The sequence below is a fragment of the Glycomyces sp. NPDC050141 genome (genome assembly GCF_055586545.1).
This window is the reverse complement of sequence record NZ_JBVJHZ010000033.1, coordinates 34,771-54,656: the sequence shown is the minus strand read 5'-3', so window position 1 is coordinate 54,656 and position 19,886 is coordinate 34,771. Positions and strand designations below refer to the sequence as shown.

Annotated in this window: 22 protein-coding genes; 14 read left to right on the top strand and 8 right to left on the bottom strand. The window is 69.6% G+C overall.

Translation table 11 applies throughout. From position 1 onward, the window contains the following. The first annotated feature begins 2 nt into the window (after positions 1–2). From ACZ60M_RS18915 to ACZ60M_RS18905, 3 genes are all read left to right on the top strand, one after another. On the top strand, positions 3–893 hold the full coding sequence (locus tag ACZ60M_RS18915) for a carbohydrate ABC transporter permease (RefSeq protein WP_465419785.1): 891 nt from the start codon (positions 3–5) through the stop codon (positions 891–893). 92 nt (positions 894–985) lie between these two features. Next, entirely contained in the window at positions 986–1,768 is a 783-nt protein-coding gene (locus ACZ60M_RS18910; RefSeq protein ID WP_465419783.1) for a carbohydrate ABC transporter permease, read from the top strand. Positions 1,769–1,776: 8 nt separating this feature from the next. Then, complete coding sequence (locus tag ACZ60M_RS18905) at positions 1,777–2,784, top strand: LacI family DNA-binding transcriptional regulator (protein WP_465419764.1); 1,008 nt, start codon at positions 1,777–1,779, stop codon at positions 2,782–2,784. A gap of 52 nt (positions 2,785–2,836) precedes the next feature. Here ACZ60M_RS18905 and ACZ60M_RS18900 read toward each other — a convergent pair whose 3' ends face one another. After that, positions 2,837–4,495 (bottom strand): cellulase family glycosylhydrolase, encoded by a 1,659-nt coding sequence (locus ACZ60M_RS18900; protein ID WP_465419762.1) that lies wholly within the window; start codon positions 4,493–4,495, stop codon positions 2,837–2,839. Positions 4,496–4,603: 108 nt separating this feature from the next. Continuing rightward, positions 4,604–5,218: a TetR family transcriptional regulator gene (locus ACZ60M_RS18895; protein ID WP_465419760.1), complete on the bottom strand. Its 615-nt coding sequence runs from the start codon at positions 5,216–5,218 to the stop codon at positions 4,604–4,606. Positions 5,219–5,289: 71 nt separating this feature from the next. Between ACZ60M_RS18895 and ACZ60M_RS18890 the strand changes: the two genes are divergently transcribed. Then, positions 5,290–6,024 carry a DUF998 domain-containing protein gene (locus ACZ60M_RS18890; protein ID WP_465419759.1) on the top strand — a complete coding sequence of 245 codons (735 nt, stop codon included), beginning with the start codon at positions 5,290–5,292 and terminating at the stop codon, positions 6,022–6,024. A gap of 13 nt (positions 6,025–6,037) precedes the next feature. On the opposite strand, the gene ACZ60M_RS18885 is transcribed toward ACZ60M_RS18890, so the two are convergent. Further along, positions 6,038–6,499, bottom strand: coding sequence for a MarR family winged helix-turn-helix transcriptional regulator (locus ACZ60M_RS18885; RefSeq protein WP_465419757.1), 462 nt, complete (start codon positions 6,497–6,499; stop codon positions 6,038–6,040). 100 nt (positions 6,500–6,599) lie between these two features. Between ACZ60M_RS18885 and ACZ60M_RS18880 the strand changes: the two genes are divergently transcribed. Continuing rightward, complete coding sequence (locus ACZ60M_RS18880) at positions 6,600–7,469, top strand: NmrA/HSCARG family protein (RefSeq protein ID WP_465419755.1); 870 nt, start codon at positions 6,600–6,602, stop codon at positions 7,467–7,469. 21 nt (positions 7,470–7,490) lie between these two features. On the opposite strand, the gene ACZ60M_RS18875 is transcribed toward ACZ60M_RS18880, so the two are convergent. Continuing rightward, entirely contained in the window at positions 7,491–8,141 is a 651-nt protein-coding gene (locus tag ACZ60M_RS18875) for a VOC family protein (protein ID WP_465419753.1), read from the bottom strand. A 94-nt stretch (positions 8,142–8,235) separates the two neighbouring features. On the opposite strand from ACZ60M_RS18875, the gene ACZ60M_RS18870 reads away from it, so the two are divergent. Both ACZ60M_RS18870 and ACZ60M_RS18865 read left to right on the top strand, forming a co-directional pair. Then, positions 8,236–9,726, top strand: coding sequence for an FAD-dependent monooxygenase (locus ACZ60M_RS18870; RefSeq protein WP_465419751.1), 1,491 nt, complete (start codon positions 8,236–8,238; stop codon positions 9,724–9,726). Then, positions 9,723–10,355, top strand: a complete 633-nt coding sequence (locus tag ACZ60M_RS18865) for a TetR/AcrR family transcriptional regulator (RefSeq protein ID WP_465419749.1) — start codon at positions 9,723–9,725, stop codon at positions 10,353–10,355. Before ACZ60M_RS18870 ends, ACZ60M_RS18865 begins: the two co-directional genes overlap by 4 nt. A gap of 58 nt (positions 10,356–10,413) precedes the next feature. Here ACZ60M_RS18865 and ACZ60M_RS18860 read toward each other — a convergent pair whose 3' ends face one another. Continuing rightward, positions 10,414–10,602, bottom strand: coding sequence for a DUF397 domain-containing protein (locus tag ACZ60M_RS18860; RefSeq protein WP_465419781.1), 189 nt, complete (start codon positions 10,600–10,602; stop codon positions 10,414–10,416). A gap of 37 nt (positions 10,603–10,639) precedes the next feature. Next, positions 10,640–11,467 carry a Scr1 family TA system antitoxin-like transcriptional regulator gene (locus ACZ60M_RS18855; protein WP_465419747.1) on the bottom strand — a complete coding sequence of 276 codons (828 nt, stop codon included), beginning with the start codon at positions 11,465–11,467 and terminating at the stop codon, positions 10,640–10,642. 235 nt (positions 11,468–11,702) lie between these two features. Here ACZ60M_RS18855 and ACZ60M_RS18850 point away from each other — a divergent pair, with 235 nt between their 5' ends. The 7 genes from ACZ60M_RS18850 to ACZ60M_RS18820 all read left to right on the top strand — a co-directional run bounded on the left by ACZ60M_RS18850 (position 11,703) and on the right by ACZ60M_RS18820 (position 18,025). Next, positions 11,703–12,032 (top strand): hypothetical protein, encoded by a 330-nt coding sequence (locus tag ACZ60M_RS18850; protein ID WP_465419745.1) that lies wholly within the window; start codon positions 11,703–11,705, stop codon positions 12,030–12,032. 4 nt (positions 12,033–12,036) lie between these two features. After that, positions 12,037–12,381: a hypothetical protein gene (locus ACZ60M_RS18845; protein ID WP_465419743.1), complete on the top strand. Its 345-nt coding sequence runs from the start codon at positions 12,037–12,039 to the stop codon at positions 12,379–12,381. A gap of 158 nt (positions 12,382–12,539) precedes the next feature. After that, entirely contained in the window at positions 12,540–13,409 is an 870-nt protein-coding gene (locus ACZ60M_RS18840) for a DnaJ C-terminal domain-containing protein (protein ID WP_465419741.1), read from the top strand. A 54-nt stretch (positions 13,410–13,463) separates the two neighbouring features. After that, a complete protein-coding gene (locus tag ACZ60M_RS18835) occupies positions 13,464–14,078 on the top strand; it encodes a LysE/ArgO family amino acid transporter (protein ID WP_465419739.1) in 615 nt (204 codons plus the stop codon). A 139-nt stretch (positions 14,079–14,217) separates the two neighbouring features. Further along, positions 14,218–16,989: an AfsR/SARP family transcriptional regulator gene (locus ACZ60M_RS18830; RefSeq protein WP_465419737.1), complete on the top strand. Its 2,772-nt coding sequence runs from the start codon at positions 14,218–14,220 to the stop codon at positions 16,987–16,989. A gap of 137 nt (positions 16,990–17,126) precedes the next feature. Continuing rightward, the gene (locus tag ACZ60M_RS18825) at positions 17,127–17,573 is read left to right on the top strand and encodes a hypothetical protein (RefSeq protein WP_465419736.1); all 447 of its coding nucleotides are present in this window, start codon (positions 17,127–17,129) and stop codon (positions 17,571–17,573) included. Between the two features lie 35 nt (positions 17,574–17,608). Next, a complete protein-coding gene (locus tag ACZ60M_RS18820) occupies positions 17,609–18,025 on the top strand; it encodes a hypothetical protein (protein WP_465419734.1) in 417 nt (138 codons plus the stop codon). Between the two features lie 89 nt (positions 18,026–18,114). On the opposite strand, the gene ACZ60M_RS18815 is transcribed toward ACZ60M_RS18820, so the two are convergent. Both ACZ60M_RS18815 and ACZ60M_RS18810 read right to left on the bottom strand, forming a co-directional pair. Next, positions 18,115–19,068: a pirin family protein gene (locus ACZ60M_RS18815; protein ID WP_465419732.1), complete on the bottom strand. Its 954-nt coding sequence runs from the start codon at positions 19,066–19,068 to the stop codon at positions 18,115–18,117. Positions 19,069–19,164: 96 nt separating this feature from the next. Continuing rightward, positions 19,165–19,749 (bottom strand): TetR/AcrR family transcriptional regulator, encoded by a 585-nt coding sequence (locus tag ACZ60M_RS18810; protein WP_465419730.1) that lies wholly within the window; start codon positions 19,747–19,749, stop codon positions 19,165–19,167. Between the last annotated feature and the right edge of the window lie 137 nt (positions 19,750–19,886).

The window sequence follows — 19,886 nt, the reverse complement described above, 5'->3', positions numbered from 1 at the left end:
CCATGCTCGCCAGGGGCAAGGCAGGACCCCGCCGCCAAGACCATCCACTGTGGTTCCTCATCCCGGCGCTCGCGGTCCTGGTCGTGTTCTTCCTCGTCCCCACCGTCTTCAACTTCGTCTACGCCTTCACCGACTGGTCGAGCTTCAAGAGCGCCATCAACTTCACCGGGGTCGACAACTTCACGTCCCTGTTCTCCAACGGCTCGCTCCTCAACGCCCTCAAGGTCACCCTCGTCTACGCCGTGCTCGTCGCCGTCTTCCAGAACGCCTTCGGCCTCGGCCTCGCGCTCCTGCTGGAGAAGGACACCCGCGTCAACCGCGCCGTACGCGTCGCATTCTTCGTGCCGGTCATCATGTCCGCCTTGGCGGTCGGCTACATCTTCCAGGCGCTCCTCAAGCCCGACGGCGCCCTGAACGGCATCATCGGGGCGCTCACCGGCGCCGACGTCTCGATCCCGTGGCTCGGCGACACCACCTGGACCATCGTGGTCGTCGCGATCGTCCACGCCTGGAAGTGGATGGGCCTGTCGATGCTCATCTACCTCGCCGGGCTCAAGACCATCAGCGAAGACGTGCTCGAAGCGGCCCGCCTCGACGGGGCCGGGCGCTGGACCATGTTCCGCTCCATCAGGTTCCCGCTGCTCGCCCCCGCGGTGACGTTCAACGTCGCGACCGCGCTCCTCGGCTCCATGAACGGCTTCGACATCGTGCAGGCCACCACCGAGGGCGGCCCCGGCGGCACCACCGAACTGCTCAACATCTACATCTTCCGGACCTTCGGACAGGGCCTGTTCGCGCAGGCCACGACCATGAGCCTGATCCTGTTCCTGCTGGTCGCCGTCCTGGCGTTCCCCGTGATCCGGTACCTGCGCAAGCGAGAGGACGTCTTGTGACCATCACCGCCGAACGACCCCGCACGGTCGCGCCCGCCGTCGCCGGGCGCCGCAAGCCGCGCCGCCGCTTCCCCGTCCAGCCGGTCGCCGCGATCCTCACCGCCGTCCTCGTGCTCGGCGTCCCGTTCTGGCTCGTCATCGCCACCGCCGCGAAAGACCAGGCGGAAGCGCTCAACCCGAACCTGTCCCCGCCGAGCGACTGGCAGCTCTTCGAGAACTTCGCCACGGTATTCGAGGACGGCCGCATGGTCGCGGGCTTCTTCGGGAGCCTCCTCGTCATGGTCCCCGCCGTGGTCGGCGTCCTCATCCTCGGCTCCATGGCCGCCTGGGTCCTCGGCCGCCGCGGCGGCAGGCTCACCGCCGCGATCTACGCGCTCGGCATCTCCGGGATCGTCCTGCCGCCCGCGGTCGTGACGATCGTGCTCCTGCTGCGCCAGCTCGGCCTCGCCGGGACCGCGCTCGGCATGATCGGCGTCTACATGGGCATGTACCTGTCCACAGTGATCTTCTTCGTCACCGGTTTCGTGCGCACCATCCCGCACGAACTCGAAGAGGCCGCCCGCGTCGACGGGGCCGGGCCGGTGCGCACGTTCATCCGCGTGATCCTGCCGCTCCTGCGGCCCGTGCTCGCGACCGCGACCATCCTGATCTGCCTGTACATCTGGAACGACGTGTTCTACGCGCTGTTCGTGATCGGCGGCCGCCTCGACACGCTGCCGCTCAACCTCTACCAAGTGGCGAGCGCGGGTCTGTATCTCCAGAACTGGCACCTCATCTTCGCCTATATCATCCTGATGAGCCTGCCGCTCCTGATCACGTTCGTGGTCGCGCAGCGCAGGATCATCTCGGGCATCACGAGCGGTGCCGTGAAGTGAGGAGTGCCGTGGGCAGGGCGGGGCGCAACCCGACGATCTCAGACGTCGCCGAACTGGCGGGCGTCTCGGTCCCGACGGTCTCCCGCGTGCTCACCGGCGCCGCGAAAGTCAGCCCGGCCAAGCGCGAGCAGGTCGAGGCCGCGATCGCGGAACTCAATTACCGGCCGAGCGCGGCCGCCCGGGTTCTCGTCTCCCGCAAGTCCCAGACGATCGCGGTCATCGCGGGCAACACGTCCCGGTACGGGTACGCGGAGACCATTCGCGGCATCGAGATCGCGGCGCGCGCCGAGGGCTACACGGTCATGATCACCGTGGTCGAGAGCGCCGACGAGGACGAAGTGGACCGCGCGGTCGCGGCGGTCCAGATGCAGACCCTCGCCGGGGTCGTGGTCCTCAAATTCGACCCGCCCGGAGTCGCCGCACTCCACAAGCTCGGTACGGAACTGCCGGTCGTGGCCCTCTCCGGCACTCGGGAAGCCGGTGTGCCGCAAGCGGTCCTGGACGAAGCGGCGGCGGCAGAGGAACTCACCGAGTACCTTCTCGGCCTCGGCCACCGCACCGTCCACCATGTACGCGTCCCGCCTTCGCGCCGCATCGACGGCCGCACCAGCGGCTGGAAGCGGGCGCTCAAGAAGGCCGACGCCCCGGTCCCGGCGATCCACGACGCCACCTGGGACCCGCTGAGCGGCGTTCCAATCGGCCGCGCGCTGGCGGCCGACCCCGAGGTGACGGCCGTGTTCTGCGGCAACGATGAGATCGCCATGGGCGTCATGCGCGGCATCACCGAGGCGGGCCGCCGCGTCCCCGAGGACATCTCCGTCGCCGGTTTCGACGACCACCCCCTCGCCGAACTCTGGTCCCCGCCGCTCACCACAGTGGAACAGGACTTCGCGGGCCTCGGCACCCGCGGTTTCCAGCTCCTCCTCGCCTCGATGACCGACGAGGCCCCGCGCCAGTACTCCTCCGAACGCCCGAAGATCGCCTTCCGGGAAAGCACGGCCCCACCTCGCCGCTAGCCGGATAGCGGCGAGGCGTGCCTCCCGAACCGGGAAGCACGCCTCGCTGACATCAGGCGGAGCAGGTGATCGGTGCCGGCACGGCGTTCGTGCCGGAGACCGTGCCCTGGATGCCGAAGGTCACGCTCTGTCCAGGTTGGAGGCTCCCGTTCGAACTCGTGTTCACGGCGGTCACCGCCTGGCCGGACTGGGTGACCGCGGCGCTCCAGAAGTTGAAGAGCTGCTGGTCGCCCGCGTAGGTCCAGGCGGTCTTCCAGCTGCTCATGGCCGTGGTGCCGGTGTTGGTCACCTTCACGTCGGCCTGGAAGTTCCCGGGCCAGCCGCCGGTGATCGTGTACGTCGCCGTGCACGCCCCCGGCGGGCCGGTGGTAGGCGTGGAGGTCGGCGTTGAGGTCGGTGTGCCCGATGGCGTGGAGGTCGGGGTCCCGTTGGAGCCGCCGCCGGTCGGCGGGTTCAGATGCGGTTCCAGGATGTCGTACTTCTCCTGTTCGACCGTCCACCAGTCGTTCTGCACGAGGCCGCCGGTGTCGCCGGAGTTCGGGTTCCACGCCCAGAAGGTGAACGACATCCCGTTGTCGGTCATGTACTCCATCAGCGCCTGCAGCCACTGCTTGTCCATGGGGTCCGCCAGGGTCGAGCCGAACTCGCCCACCAGCACCGGCGCGATGTCCTGCTTGTCCAGGTAGCCCCAGAAGTGGTCCCAGACCTCGGGCAGGTTCGCCGGGAAGTCCGGGTCCTCGAACCAGTCCTGCCGGTCGTACACGGAGAGCGCGTAGTCGTGGGCGGAGTAGACCAGCTTGTGCGGCACGTTCAACCGCACGGGGAACTGCGCGGCGGCGCTGAGGTTGCCGCCCCACCAGGTGCCTTCGGTGTCGGTGGCCGGGTCGTTGTCCCACCCGTTCGACAGCCCGCCCGGAATGGTGCTCACGCCTTCGACGAGGATCAGCCAGTCCGGGTTGGCCGCCAGCACCGCGTTGCCGATCCGCTCGGCCGCGAGCCGCCAGTCCCGGGCCAGTACGCCGCAGCCCCAGCAGGAACCGGTCGCGTTCGGCAGGGTCCCCTCGGCGTGCGGCTCGTTGAACAGGTCCGCACCGACGACGGTGCTGTCGCCCGCGTAGCGCTCGGCGAGCATCACCCAGTCGTCGATGATGCTCTGCTCGGACACCTGCGGGGTGTACCAGAGCGCGGTCTGCCCGGCCGCGCTCGGCCGGTGCCGGTCGAGGATGACCCGCATCCCGTTGTCCCCGGCGTAGTCGATGACCTTGTCGAGGATCTCCAGGGGGGACAGGCCCGCCAGGTCCGGGTTCGTATAGGCGTTGACGCTGCTGGCCTCGGCGTCCGGGCGCAGCGAGTCCCCTGTGTACGGAATCCGGAGGGTGTTGAAGCCGAGGTCGGCCATCCGGTCGATCTGGCCCTTCCAGGTCGCGGGCGCGTTCGCCCACAGCCCGTGGAAGGTGTGGTTATCGGTCTCCATCCCGAACCAGTTGATGCCGGTGAGTCGGATCTCGGCGCCGCTGGCGTCGACGATGCGGCTGCCGTCGGTGCTGAGGAAGCCGCTGCCGGTGCCCTGCGTCTCGGCGTTTGCCGGGCCCGCCGAGAGCACGATGGAGAAGAGGCTGCTTGCGACGACGAGGGCGACCGCGGCGGCTACCGCACCGATCGCGGCCCGCCGGGATCTCAGGGCCCCTTGAGGTCTTGGCACTGGCGACATGTCGAGCTCCTGACCGATAGGAAAACATGGGATCGCTCCCAAGGCGTATCCCTATATATTGATCGCTCTGAATGTATTTGTCAATCGCCAACCCCGGCGGCAACGCGGTCAGGGACGGTCCCGCGGCCCGAGGATCAGGGCGAGTCCGTTGTCGAAGAGCCGGTCCGGCGTCAGGCCGAGTTCCCGCCCCAGGGCCATGACCTCGGCGGTCACCGGGGCGGCCGCCGCGATCCGCTCGGCCGTCCCGGGGTCGAGCACGGCGGGGGAGTCCTGCTCCTCGATGACGTGGCCGAACGTGTAGCGGCTCGCGGCGAACACCGCGCCGGCCGCCTCCAGGAGGTCGTCGCCGTCGTCCTTCGCGGCCTGCAGGGCGAGTTCGGTGAGCCGGCCGAGCGTCGGGGCGTGGGTGGGCCGGGCCGCGACCACGAGGCGCGCGCCGTCCGGATAGGACAGCATCGCGGTGCGAAGGCGCCGGAGGAGGTCCGCGTACCAGTCGCGCCAGCCCGGTGATCCGCTCCAGGGTTCGAGCCCGGCGAACGCCGTTTGGAGCACCGCTTCGGCCACGGCGTCGAGCAGTTCGCGCTTGTCGCTGAAGCGCCAGTAGATCGCCGGGGCCTTCACGCCGAGCCGGGTGGTGAGCTTGCGGAAGGTGACGCCCGCGAGACCTTCCTCTTTGAGCAGGTCGAGGGCGGCGGTGACGATCGTCTGCGAATCAAGGGCCATACCGCAGGATTCTATAACGCCGTTACATGTACGCTGCAATATAACGACGTTATAGAACTGGAGCACCGACCATGACCACCTCCTCGACCGAACCCGCCGCGGACTTCGGCAACGACACGAAGCCGACCACTGCCCGCGCATCCGCAAGCGCCCCTTCCCGACTCACCCGGTTCCTGCTCGCGTGCGGCGTCGCCCCGGCGCTGTTCGTCGCGGCGGTCGTCGCCCAGGACATCGGCCGCACCGACTACGACCCGGTCCACCACTGGGGCTCCGAACTCAGCCTCGGCCCGCTCGGGTGGGTCCAGATCGCCAACTTCATCGCCACCGGCGTCCTGCTCGTCGCCTTCGCGATCGGGCTGCGCCGCACCCTCCGCGGCGGGCGAGGTGGCGCGGTGCTTCCGATCCTGGTGGGCCTCTTCGGTATCGAGCTGGTGATCGCCGGGGCCTTCGTCATGGACCCCGACGGCGGCTACCCCGCCGACGCGAATTTCACCGGTGAGCCGACCCTCCACGCGACGATCCACAACTTCAACGCCCTCCCGACGTTCCTCGCGATGGGCGCGCTCGCAGCGGTCGGCGTGTGGTGGTACGCCCGGGAGGCCGGAGCGCGCGGCTGGTCGCGGGGCTGGGCCTGGTATTCGCTGGCGGTCGCGGTGGTGACTCCGCTGGCGATGATCGGCGCGGGGATTCTCGAGGACGTGCCCGGCTCGCACTTCGGCCTGGTCCAGCGCGTCGCCGTCTTCGCCGGGTGGACCTGGATCACGGTCCTGGCCGGAAACCTCCTGCGTCGCAACGTGCGGCTATAGGGCGTTTACCAGTTCAACCTCGCAGGCGCTGCACCTGTCGGCGGCTGAACTCCGTCACCCGCTTCATGTGGTCCACCAGGACTTCGAGGTCCTGGTCTGACAGCTCCTGGAACAGCTCCTGCCACGCGGGCGACAACTCGTCCCAGACCTTCTCGACCCTCGCCTCGCCTTCCGCGGTCGGGGCGATCACCACCCTGCGGCGGTCGGCCTCGTCCTGCGTGCGGGTGACCAGACCGCCCCGTTCGAGCCGGTCCAGAAGCCTGCTGGCCGAACCCGTGGTCAATCCGGTCAACTCCGCGATGCGTTTGGCGGTCACCGGCCCCGGCTCCGAGCAGATCAGGCTGAAGCACTGCACATCCGTCGGATGCATCCCCAGACGGTCCGCCACAGCCTGATTGAACAGCACATATGCGGCCATGTACCGCCTGGACTCGTCTGCCAGAGCCCCCAGGAGCCCCTCGCGCCGTTTCGCCATTCCCCCAATATAGCTGCATGACGCAGCGAACCCGTGGTACATTAACTGCGCGGCGCATTAACTGCGTCGCGCAGTTATTCATTCCTCTGCAAGGAGCACCATGTCCACCAGCACTCCGACCGTCGCCGTGACCGGCGCGACCGGCACCCAAGGCGGTGCCGCGATCGACGCCCTCCTCCTCGCCGGACACCAGGTCATCGGCCTCACCCGCGATCCGGCCTCCCCGCGCGCGCTCGCTCTCGCCACCCGCGGCGTCGACGTCCGCCGCGCCGACCTCACCGAACCCGACACGCTTGCAACCGCACTCGCCGGCGCGCACAGCCTGTTCGCCGTCACCACCCCGTTCGAGACCGACACCGATACCGAGATCACCCAGGGCCGCAACCTCATCGACGCCGCCCAGGCCGCACGTATCGAACACGTCGTCTACACCTCCGCGGCAAACGCCGACCGCGGCACCGGCATCCCCCACTTCGAGAGCAAGCACCGAGTGGAACTCCTCCTCGCCGCCTCCGGCCTGGACTGGACCGTGATCGGACCTGCCAAGTTCATGGACGACTACCAGCTGGGCTGGACGCTCGACATGCTCCGCGGCGGACAGGTCGGGCTCCCCATGCCGCCGGAAGCCCTGCTCCCGCACATCCCGGCCGCCGACATCGGCGCCTTCGCCGCGCTGGCGATCGGGCGCCGGGCCGAGTTCAGCGGCCGCCGCATCGACATCGCCTCAGACGTGCTCAGCGGCAAGGAGGTCGCCGCGGTACTGGGCGAACGCTGCGGCGGCGCTGTCGAATACGTGGAGTTCCCCCTTGAACAGGCGCGGAAGTGGTCGTCTGACCTGGCCGCCATGTTCGAGTACTTCGCGACGACAGGGCTCGACATCCCGATCGCCGAACTCCACGGCCGCTACCCCGAAATCGGCTGGCACACCTTCGAGGCATGGACCGGCACCCGCTCCTGGCCGACTCGCTGAGATCCGGCGAGCACCCACGGCCTAATCGCGGCCGACCCAGGTGGCGAGGTCCACTTCGTTGCCCTCAGGGTCGGCCAGCGTCCACCACGTCGGCGCGTGGCGGTCGCTGACGAGCGTGCCTCCGGCGGCGAGGGCGGCGGCGACGCGCGCCTCGGCCTGCTCATGGGGGACGCCCACGTCGATGTGGATGCGGCCCCGGCCCTCGCGCATCACGTCCATCTGCTGCACGTACACCGGCGGGTACAGGCCGTCAGGATCGGCGATGTCGCTGTCGCCCGCCATCTCGTAGCCCAGCACGGCGCACCAGAACGCCCGGACCCTGTCGACGTCGAGGGCGTCGAGCGCGAACTCCCAAGTGCGGACGCGGCCCGGGTCGGCCGCGATGCCCAGTTCGGCGGCCGCCGCCGAGATCTGCCGGGCCAGTTCGAGGTCGGCGTCGGTCAGCGACCATTGCTCCTTCGTGACGAGGCGGACTTCGAGCACTGTGGAGCGGAGGTTCAGGTCGGGGTGGTGCCCGGCCGCCTCGGCGAGGCGGCCGATGGCCGCGACGAACTCGATGCCGCTCGCGAAGTCGCCGGTCCGGTACAGCGCGAACGCGACCGACCACAGCACCCGCCAGTCGTCGACGCCGTCGGCCTCGTGGAACTGCTTCGGAGTGATGGGAACCGTCATGGCCTGATGGTAGGGGAGCCCACCGACATCCGGCCCCGGCTCGCCCGTGCTATTACTATACGCAAACGACTGCGTTTGCTATTAGGGAGTTGCCATGACCCCGGAAGTACTCATCGTCGGAGCAGGCCCCACCGGCCTCGCACTCGCCTGCGGCCTTGCCGCCCAAGGCGTTACGGTCCGCATCGTCGACCGCGCCGCTCAACCGGCCCAGACCTCCCGGGCGAACATCCTCCACGCCCGAGGCACCGAAGTCCTCACCCGACTCGGCGCCCTCGGCGACCTCCCGCAACAAGCCCTGCGGCCCATGGGCATGCGCATGTACGCCCGCGACCGCGCCCTCGTCACCATCCGCTTCTCACCCGACGCGCGCGAATCCGCGCAAGCGCTCTTCGTGTCGCAGGCCCAGATCGAAGCGCACCTGCGCCAGCGCCTCGCCGACCTCGGCGTCGAGGTCGAGTTCGGACGCGAACTCACCGGAGCCGTCCAGGACTCAGGCGGCGTCGAAGCCACCTTCGCCGACGGCGAGACCCTCCGCACCGGCTGGCTCGCCGGTTGCGACGGAGCCCGCAGCCGCGTAAGGGAACTCGCCGAAATCGCCTTCCCCGGCGTGCCGGTCATCGAACGGTTCGTCCTCGCCGACTTCCTCGCCGACTGGGACCGCACCCGCGAGACCTCCGCCGGATGGTTCGACCCCACCGGGATGGTCCTCGCCATCCCCATGCGCGACCGCACCGGACGCGGCGACCTCTGGCGGGTCATGGCCGACGTCCCCGACACCGGCGACCACCTCGAACCCGACCAGGTCATCGACCTCGTCCGCTCGGCCCTGCGCGACCGCGCCGGCGTCGACGACCTCCAGATCAAGGAGACCGTCTGGACCTCGGTCTTCCGCATCCAGCGCCGACTCGCCGACACCTACCACGCAGGGCGCATCCTCGTCGCCGGGGACGCCGCCCACATCCACTCGCCGATCGGCGGCCAGGGCATGAACACCGGCATCGGCGACGCCGAGAACCTCGCCTGGAAACTCGCCCTCACGGTCAAAGGCCTTGCCCACGAAGCCCTCCTCGACACCTACGGCGCCGAACGGCGGCCGCTCGCCCGAGACGTCCTGCGCGCCACCACCGCCAACACGAAACTCCTCGCGGGCGCAACGCCTCTCACCCGGTTCGTCCGCGACCGCCTCATGCTCCCGCTCCTCAACCTGCCAGCAGTCCAACGCCAGGGGACGAGGACCGCCTCCCAACTCTGGGTCACCTACCGCAACGGCCCGCTCGGCGGCCGCGGCCCCGCCCCGCGCCCCGGCGACCGCATCCCCGACCGGGACTGCACCACCCCCGACGGCATCCCCACGCGCCTGTACGCGGAACTCGGCGCGGCCTGGGCGCTCATCGTCCGCAAGGAAACCCCCGAACTCGCCGACCTCGCCCGCAGCCACCTCGGTACAGTCGCGATCCTGCGGACCGCCGACGCGGTCCCGCCGATCCTGGTCCGCCCCGACGGCCACCTCGCCTGGCGCGGCGAGGACCCCGCCGCCCTGCGGACCTGGCTCACCGGCACACTGCGCACCAAGGAGACGGCATGAGCAGCAAGCGCGAACAGCCCCCCGGGCCCGGCAGACCCCGCGACCCCGAGGCTGACACCGCGATCCTGCACGCCGCCCTGGAAGTCCTCGTCGAACACGGCATCGCCGGAGCCAGCATCGAGCGTATTGCCAAGCACGCCAACGTGGCCAAGGTGACCGTCTACCGCCGCTGGTCCTCCAAAGAGGACTTGCTCGCTGACGCGATCGAAGCCGCCCGCGACGCCATCCCCGCCGCCGACCGCACCGAGACGCCTGCCGAGGACCTGCCCGGCATCATCGAGGAGCTGTTGCCTCAGTGGAGCGAGGCCCTGTCCGAACCCCGGCTCCGCCTTCTCACCGCGCGGCTGCTCAGCGCTGGCCCCGACCACCCCAAACTGCTTGCGGCCTACCGCGAACACCACCTCAAGCCGCGTCGCGAACGCGCCCTGGCCACCCTGCGTCGAGCGCGTGACGCCGGGGCCCTCGATCCGGACGCCGACCTCGACATGCTCATCGACATGATGAACGGCGCGATCATGCACTACCTCCTCCTCAGCGAAGACGACTTCGACCCGGCCACCGCCCGCAAGTTCCTTGAACGCCTCTTCCGCCAGGCGGGTATCCGCGAGAGCCCGCGCCGCACTGACTGACGTGAAAAGGCCGGGAACCGCTGTGCGGTTCCCGGCCTGAGCCTGTATGTCTGAGTTGTCAGCCTGCGGCGTTCATCAGGGCACTGAAGTCCTTGGGGGACAGGTCGAACACCGGGGAGTCGGTGTCGAGCTTCGAGTCCCGCAGGTGGAAGCCGTCGTCGCCTGAACAGATGGCGACCTCGACACAGCTGGAGTTGTTGCCGCTACCGCTGCGAGTGCTCTTGCGCCAGGCCCGACGAATCTCCACGCAGTTGGAGTTGTTTCCAGAGCCGCTGCGCGTGCTCTTACGCCAAACGGAAACGCCTGTCGTCATCGTGGTAGACCTCGATCCGGATCGCCTTGTTCCAAAGCATCTTGCGGACCTCATCGTAACTCGCGATACGGGTGAGGTCATCGATGAGCCAGCTCGAGTCGAGGACTTCGGTATAGGCGAACGCGGGACCCGCGAGCTTGCCGCCATTCTTCGCGTAGATATCGAAGTTGCTCCGCTGGGCGAGCACGGGACCGGGCAGGATTCGGATCTTCACTCCCGGTCGGCGGGCCCAGCGGCGCAGGTGGGCCATCTGGTCCCGGTAGAGCTCTTCGGAGACCTGCCGCAGCTGGAGCAGAGCGGCTTCGCCGATGAGGAAATGCATCTCGGGTCGGTCGGTGCGGCCCTCGATGACCTGCTGCCGCCCTTCCTTGAAATCCCAGCCGTTGTCGACCCACTGATCGGAGGCCGGTTCGGCGAGCCGGGCGACGATGTAGTGGTACTTCTGGAGTTGGAGGATGCCCGGGATCATGAGGGCGTCGAACTTGAAGACCGATCCGTAGTGCTCCTCGGCGAGCGAGATCAGCAGGGCGTTGAATCGCTGATCGGCTTCCAGCGCTTCCTCTTTCTTGCTTGCCACCTGCACCATGTACTTCGCGATCTCCGCGCTGATGCCACAGGCGGCAGCGAGGGCTTTGATGTGCTTGGCAGGCGGGGTGGTGCGGCCCGCTTCGTAAGCACGGTACGAGTCGACTGAGAGCAGGACTTCATCGGCGACCTCGCGCTGGGTTCTGCCGAGGGCACGGCGACCCTTGATGAGCATCATTCGGTTGAACCACGCTGCGAGTTCCGTTGTAGCCATACCTGCCCCCAGGCTTCTCGTTGCTGCATGTGATTACTCACTATCGCACAGTCCACAGCGATTTGGCCGCTGTGAGAAACGCGGTGTGAGGCAGGGAGAGTGCGTGGCTCACGGTCAGCGGCTCACTGTTAGTTCCTCACGGTCTGCTTGCGCCGCAGCGATTCTCATCTTGTGACCTGTGGTTTCATCCCCTAGATTCGATGCAGAAGATCCGACGAACCGAAGGAGGCTAGTGGTGGGCGACCATGAAATCCGGACCGGCGCAACCGAACAGCTCGCGCTCGATCGCGGGTCGTTCAGCGACGACTGCCGGACCTACCGAGTCCGCGCATCCGGTGCCGATGCGCCGGACTCATTCCAAGTCCTCACCGGCAACGGCGACGACATCGTGCTGATCGTGTCCGGACTGAACTCCGGCGACCTGAAAGCCACTTGGGGGCCGTTCTGGCGCTCGTTCAAACCCAACTGGAAGATCTGGGTCGAGGAGTCCGCATTCCGCGTCTTCTACCGCGGCCAGTCGCCCATCGCCGCCAACCCGGCCACGATCCGGTTCTGCCGTGGCTAAAACCATGTCAGCCCCCGACGAAGGCCCCTACAACCTCCGGTCCGACGGCGAACCCGGCATCCACGGCCACCTCGGCGGCTTCCGAAGGGGCCCAGCCGTCTTCAGCGTCTACGAGATCCCGCCTGACCAGGGCCGCTACCCGAACGGCCCGACCACTTATTTGATCGACGTGAACGACGGCGCGGGTGCCCGCGAGTGCTGCCGCTTCACCGACGACCCAGACGACAAGCCGATCTGGAACGGCGCGTGGAACAACGACGAATGGTGCGGGTGGATTCTCAAGCGCGCCCGCGCTCTGATCGCCGACCCCGACTCCGATCCCGGCGACACCGAAACCAACTCCGACTAACCCCAATCCCGCTCCGCGGCTCAGTCATCCTGCCCCAGGAGGCCGCGGAGCACCAGAAGGGCCGGTCGATCCAAGGTGGTGGATCGACCGGCCCGTCCTCGCTACGATCGAGGGCACCCCGACCCCTGACCCCCGCCCCCTGGGCACGAAGGACGGACATGGCCGATATCCACCTCACCTCCCGCGCTTTCGAAGTGATCCTGAGCCTTGAGGAGATGGCGTTCGGCTGCAGGCGCTCTCTCTCGTACGACGCCCCGATCGACTGCGTCAACTGCGAAGGCTCGGGCCGCGACGAAGGGTCGACCTGCGCGTTCTGCGACGGCAGCGGCGGCATCACCGAGACCCGGCGCTCCTCGCTCACGTTCCCCGGCGCCCTCGACGACGGGGAAGTGCTGCAGCTCAAGGCGAAAGGCGTCCCCGGGGTCCTCACCGTCACGGTCCGGGCGCTGCCGCACGAGGTCTTCGAGCGCGTCGGCGAACACCTGCGGACCTCCCTCGACGTCCCCGCCAGCGTGCTCGCAGGCGGCGGGCGGGTCAACGTCGAAACCCTCGACGACGACTGGGAACTCGAGGTCCCCGCTGGAAGCGGCGAAGGCACGGTCCTGCGGCTGCGCGGGCACGGCTACCCGTCGAAGGACGACCCGGAGCGGCGCGGCGACCTGCTCGTGACACTCAGCGAGACACCGGAAGTGACCCCGGTCGAACGGGAGGCGCGCCGCGCGTTCGCAGGGATGACACTGGTCGGCCTCGCGATCATATTGTTCGGCATCGGGATTATGGTCATGGTGCTCGTGATCCGCTCGAACGCGACCGTGTGCGAACCGACCGCGAACACCGTGTGCATGGTCGTGACCGAGCGCGGCGCGACCGAATTGCCCGATTCGGCCGAAGAGCAGCGCGAGAAGCAGAACGCGGGTGCCGCGCTGGGGGTGGCGATCGCGCTGGCGGTCATGGGCGCTGGCGGCTGGGTCACCGTCCGGGGCCTCAACGAGATGGGCCGCGGCAGGACCGAGCAGCGCCGAACCTGAGCGCCCGGCAAAACGGGTCGGGGGCTCGACCGGGTGGGCGGCTAGCATGGCGCGGTGACCGCCGCATTCCTCACCGGGCTCGCGCTCGGACTCGCTCTCATCGTGCCGATCGGGGCGCAGAATGTGTTCGTGTTCGGCCAGGGCGTCTCGCTCGGGATGCCGAGGGCACTGTGGGCGGTCGTAGGCGCGGCCGTGTGCGACACCATCCTGATCGTGCTCGGCGCGGCCGGGACCTCCGCGCTGCTCGACTCGGTGCCCGGGCTGCGGCCCGCAATGCTCTTCGCGGGCGCGCTGTTCCTCACCTACCTGGGCGTGAAGTCCTTGCGCACCAAGCCCACCGAACTCGACGACGAGACCGGCACCTGGTCGCGCGGCCAGGTGCTGCGCCGGACCATGGCCGTCTCACTGCTCAACCCGCACGCCATCCTCGACACCGTGGGCGTCCTCGGCGCCGCCATCACCGCCCAGGCGGTCGGCACCCGCCTGCCCTTCGCAGTCGGCGCGGTGACCGCCTCATGGGCTTGGTTCCTAGTACTCGCCACTGCCGCACACGCTTTGCGCCGATTCATGACCAAGGAACGCCGCGTCTGGTTCGACCGCATCTCGGGCCTCATCCTCCTGGTCTTCGCCGCCTGGCTCGCGGTCGAGTTCGTCCAGACCCTCGTCTAGGCGTCGCGTCGGGTGTGTCTGAGCCTCATTGCGCTTGCCGCACAACGGGAGAGACCACCATCGATGCGGGCCGAGCGGTTCGATGCCGACGCCAGGGCTTGCTAACGTACCCAGTACTTTTCGTGTAGGCGGTGCGCATATGGACGGACGATCCCGTGGAGCCGCGAACGCTCCCGATCGGACGAGCTTCCGGGTCCTCGGTCCGGTCGAGATCCTGCGCGACGGCATCCCGCAGGGCCCCACCACCGCCCAGTCCCGCAGCGTCCTCGCCCTGCTGCTCCTCGACCTGGGCCGCACCGTCACGGCCGAACGCCTCATCACCGCGCTCTGGCCCGTAGGGCCGCCCGCCTCCGCGCTGAACACCGTGCGCGTCTACGTGACGCGCCTGCGGCGCCTCCTCGCCGACGACCCCACGGTCGGCCTCGCGACCGTCGGCCGCGGCTGGCGGCTCGACTGCGACCCCGACCAAGTCGACCTGTACCGCTTCCGCGACCTCGTCACCCGCGCCCGCCGCCACCCCGGACCGGAGAAGTCCCCGCTCCTGCAAGCGGCACTGCGGCTGTGGCGCGGCCCGGCCCTGGCCGACATCGCCGGAGACGAATGGCGCGAGAACCTGCGGACGGGACTCGACGAAGAACGGCTGGCGGCCCTCGAAGACCGCATCGAACAGGACATCAGCGCGGGCGCGGCCCGCGACGTGATCCCGGAGCTCGCCGCCCTCGTGACCGACCATCCCGTGCGCGAACGCCCCGCGCAACTCCTGATGGCGGCACTCGGCGCGTCCGGGCGCACCAGCGAAGCCCTGGCGCTCTACCGGAAGACCAGGCAGTACCTCGTCGACGAGCTCGGCGTCGAACCCGGCCCCGGACTCCAGCAGGAGCACCGCCGACTCCTCGACCAGCGGGAGGAGCACACGCCCTTCGACCGTCCCGTGCCGCAGCAGCTCCCCGGCGACATCACCGGCTTCACCGGCCGCACGGAGGCGCTGGCGCGGCTCGACGAGCACACCGCGGGCAGTCCCGTCGCGGTCGTCACCGGCATCCCCGGATCGGGCAAGACGACCCTCGCCGTCCACTGGGCCCACCGCGCCGCCGACGCCTACCCCGACGGTCAGCTCTGGGTCGACCTGCGCGGCTTCGACCCGGCCGGGCGCGCACTCGACCCGGGCGTAGTGCTCGGCGTCTTCCTCGACGCGCTCGGCGTCCCGCCCGTGCAGATCCCGGCCCGCATCGAAGCCCGCTCGGCGCTGTTCCGGAGCCTGCTCGCCAAGCGGCGCATGCTCATCGTGCTCGACAACGCCCGCGACGAGGAACAGGTCCGCCCGCTGCTGCCGGGCACGGACGCCTGCCGCGTCCTCATCACCGCGCGCACCGTGCTCACCGGTCTCGTCGCCCGGCACGGCGTCGCGCTCGTCGCTCTCGACGCGCTCGACCAACGCGAAGCCCGCGACCTGCTCGCCGAGCGGATCGGCGCGCACCGGGCCGACGCGGAACCCGAAGCGGTGTCCCGCATCATCGACCGGTGCGCGCGGCTGCCGCTGGCGCTGGCCGTCGTGGCCGCCAGGGCCGCAGGCATTCCCGGTGCGCCGCTGTGCGCGCTCGCGGACGAGCTGGAGGCCGGGTGCGCGCCGCTCGACGGCTTCGCCTTCGCCGACATGGACCTGCGCGCGGCGTTCGCCTGCTCGTACCGCGCCCTGAGCCCGGCCGCGGCGCGCACGTTCCGGCTGCTCGGACTCCACTGGGGACCGGACTTCGCCGCCGATGCCGTCGCGGCCCTCCTGGGCGAACCGCTCGCCGCGGCCCGCCGGGCCCTCGGCGAACTGGTCCGCCTCGGACTCGTGGGCGAGTTCCGGACCGGCCGGTACCGCCTCCACGACCTGCTGGCCGCGTACACCGCCGAACTGTCCGCGGCCGAAGACGAGGCGGACGACCGCCGCGACGCCGTGGCGCGGCTGTTCGCGTGGCTGCTGCGCACCGCCGACGCGGCGGCGGCTGCGATCACGCCGTTCTCGGTCGTGACGGACGACCACAGCTCTGATGCCGGATTCGCCACGCCCGAACAGCGCGAGCGGGCCTTGGCGTGGTTCGAGACCGAGCGCGCCGTGCTGCTCGGCGCCGTCGAGGAGGCGTTCAGGCAGCGGTTCGACACGTACACATGGCAACTGGCGCGCAGCCTGGAAGCCTATCTCCGCCGCCAGAACGCCGCCGCCGAGCGGGAGTCCATGCACCGCATCGCAGTGCGCGCGGCCGAGCGCGCGCAGAGCGCTGAAGGCCTGGCCTCCGCGCACCTGCGGCTCGGGACCGTCCAGTCCAAGCACGGCGACACGGCCGAGGCCCGCGAACACCTGCGGCTGGCGCTGGAGCACTTCAGAGCGGCCGGAGACCGCAACGGCCAGGCCGACACCTGCATGGTCCTCTGCATTCTGGACGGGTCCGCCGGCGACCTCGCCGCGACCTTGGCGCACGCCGTCCGCGCCCTGGAACTGTATGCGCGCGCGGGGAACACCGCAGGCCGGGTGCGGGCGCTGAACAACATCGGGTACACCCGTGCCCGGCTCGGCGACCCCCTCCGTGCGCGCGAGGACTGCCTCACCGCGCTGGAACTCGCGGCCGGCATCGGCGACACGATCGGCGAGGCGAACGTCCTGACCAGCCTCGGCGCCATCGAGGCGCAACTCGGTGAGCACGCCCGCTCGGTGCAGCACCTGCGACGCGCCGTCGCGCTCGGAGCGGAGGCCGGGGAGCGGAACGTCACGGCCGCAGCGTTGATCAGCCTGGGCGAGACGTACGCCGCAGCCGGTCGCACGGCCGAGGCCCGGGACGCCTGGCAGCGCGCGGCGGTGATCCTCGACGAACTCGGCCGCCCCAACGCCGCCGCCGTCCGCGCCCGCATCGCCGCGCTCGTCGACTGACGCCCCTCGGCCCCGCATCCGACCCGCCGCCTGCCGATTAATCGGGAGTCAAACCGGCGTTAAGGGCCCGGCTCGAAACTGAGCGGACACTCCACCCCAGCTTCCCCGGGGGAGTGCCCCCACCTCAAGGAGCACAGATGATCAAACGCATTGCAGCCGTTCTCGGGACGCTCGCGATGGCCTTCGGGCTCGCCGCGGCGGTCGCGTCGCCCGCCGCGGCCGACGTCTCGGCGGCCGCGTTCGAGACGAACTACGCGGTCGACGCGGACTGGAGCGACAGCCCGGCGAAGGACTGCGCCTGGGACCGCGGCTACTGGTACATCAACGGCGACGCCTGCATCCAGCCCAGCGGCGACGACATCTGGGTGGTCGACCTCGACACCGACGGCTACGGCGTGGCCGTGTGGTGGTCCGATCCGGCCTCGGGCCGCGAGGGCATGTGCATCGACGCGCTCGGTACCGCGAAGGCCTGGGTGCGCTGCAACAAGGACTGGACCGACGGGCACACCATCTACTGGTCCTTCATGTACGACACGGCCAACGGCTGGCAGTACGAGGACGAGACCTTCAAGACCGTGATCTGACCGGCACCCGCACGACTACGAGAGGGCATTCACTGATGCGCAACCGCATTGCGGCACTCCTCGCCGCGTTCGCCATTCCCCTGTTCGCCGTCCTCGGCCTCGGCACCGCGGCCGCCGCCGCGGAGCAGGAGTTCAACTGGGCGCAGGACATCGACTGGTACGCCGACAGCTCACGGGACTGCTACAGCACCGACAACTGGGGCGCCTGCGTCCAGGCGAACGGCGACGACATCTGGATCAGGGACAAGGTCAACGACGGCTACCCGATCTCGGTTACCTGGTGGGACCTCGACGGCTCCCGCTACGGCATCTGCTACGACAACCTCGGCACGTCCAAGGTCTGGGTCTACTGCAACAAGGACTGGACCGACGGCCACCGCATCGCCTGGTACGTCGAGTGGTACGACGACGACCAGTGGTGGGCCGGCACCAACCACGTCACCCGGATCTGAGCCGTATCCGAGCATGAAGCAAGCCTCCGGTCGAACCTGCCGCACCGCGGCAAGGTTCACCGGAGGCTTCAGCGCCGTTCAGCGGCCCTTCAACGGTGGCCGCGCGGGCGGAGCCTGCCGCCCGGCAGCGGGGGAGCGGGGATGCGGGCGCCGTCGTGGCCGTCGACGCGGCCGAAGCGGGTCTGATCCGGCTCCTCCCAGGCGGTCCGGGCGGCGACGATGTCCTCATGGGAGCGTCCGACGAAGTTCCACCACATGACCAGTTCCTCGGTGAACGGCTCGCCGCCGAGGAGGAACACCGTCGCGCCCTCGTCCGAGGCGAGCGGCAGGGTCTCGCGGCCGGTGCCGAGGTAGAGGAGCGGGCCGAGGCCGAGGGCCATGCCGTCGACCCGGAGCGCGCCGGAGATGACGAGGACCGCGTGCTCGAAGTCCGGCCGGAGGGGGAGCACGGGCGCCGCGCCGGGCTCGATCGTGATCTGCGCGCCGAGGATCGGCGTGTACGCGGTCGCGGGCGAGGCCGCTCCGGCGAGTTCACCGAGGGCCACGATGCCGTGCGCGCCTTGGAGGTCGAAGTGCGGCAGGGCGGCGTGCTGCTCGAAGCCCGGTGTGATGCCGTTGCCGCCGTCGGGGAGTGCGACCCACAGCTGCAGGCCCTCGATGAGCGGCCGCTCGCCGACGGAGAACTCGGAGTGGGCGATGCCGGGGCCGCTGGTCATGAGGTTGAGCTGGCCGGGGCGCAGGATCACGTCGGAGCCGAGGCTGTCGCGGTGGCGGATGTCGCCCCGGACCGGCCAGGTCACGGTCTGGAGCCCGGCGTGCGGGTGGGGGAGGACGCGCATGTCGGCGCGCTCGGGCCCGAACTGGTCGATGAAGCACCACGCGCCGATGGTGGGGATCTCGCGCTGCGGCAGGGTGCGGCTCACGTGCATGTGGCGGACGCCGCCGAGCGGCACTTCGCGGGCCTGGAGCAGGGTCGCCTCGGGCCCGGCCGGGCCCGAGGTCCGGCAGGGCTCCACTTCGGGACGGACCTCAAGGTTGCTCACGCGGTCACTGTAGCGCGCAGCAGGCGCACCGGTCCTGAACTGCGCCATAGAAGTCGGTGAAAGAATATATATAGACACCGAGGCAGTTCGCCTCGGTCAATCGGCGGCGCTCCGCTTCGCGGCGGGCGCGGCGACGACGCCGTTGAGGATGAGCTCGAGGAAGCGTTCGCGGGCCTTGGGCGGCTGGTCGACCGGGATGGTGGCGAACAGCAGGTGGAAGTCTTCGACGGACAGGTCGGACCGGAAGCACCCGTTCTCCTTGCCGACCTTGATGATCCGCTCGATTGCGGCGGTGCCGCGCGCGATCGGGCGGGCGATGTCGAGCTGGGCGCCGAGCGCCCGCGCGGCGGCTTTGGCGGCCTTGTCGCTCGCGGCGAGTTCGACGGTGGCGAGGAGGAAGTGCCGGAACTCCTCGAAGGCGTCCGCGCCGGCCTCCATGCGGTCGGCCGTGGCCTCGACCTCGGTCATGATCCACTCGAGGTGCGCCTCCACCACGGCCGCGACCAGCGCGTCCTTGGTCGGGAAGTGCCGGTAGAGCGTGCCGACCGCGACCCCGGCCTCCTCGGCGATGGCCTCCATGCGGACCTCGGGGCCGTGGACGACGATCTGCCGGTCGGCGGCCTCCAGGATCTTGGAGCGGTTGCGCGCGGCGTCGGCGCGCAGGGGGCGTTCCGCGCTCATACCGTCTCCTCTCGTTCGGACCGCATCGTATGGCATCGCGTCGCAAGGCACTCGCCGCGAAGCTTGCAATAACCTGAATCATGGTTCATGATGAAGATGAACCGATGTTCAGCTTACCTCGCGGACGGGACGCCAGG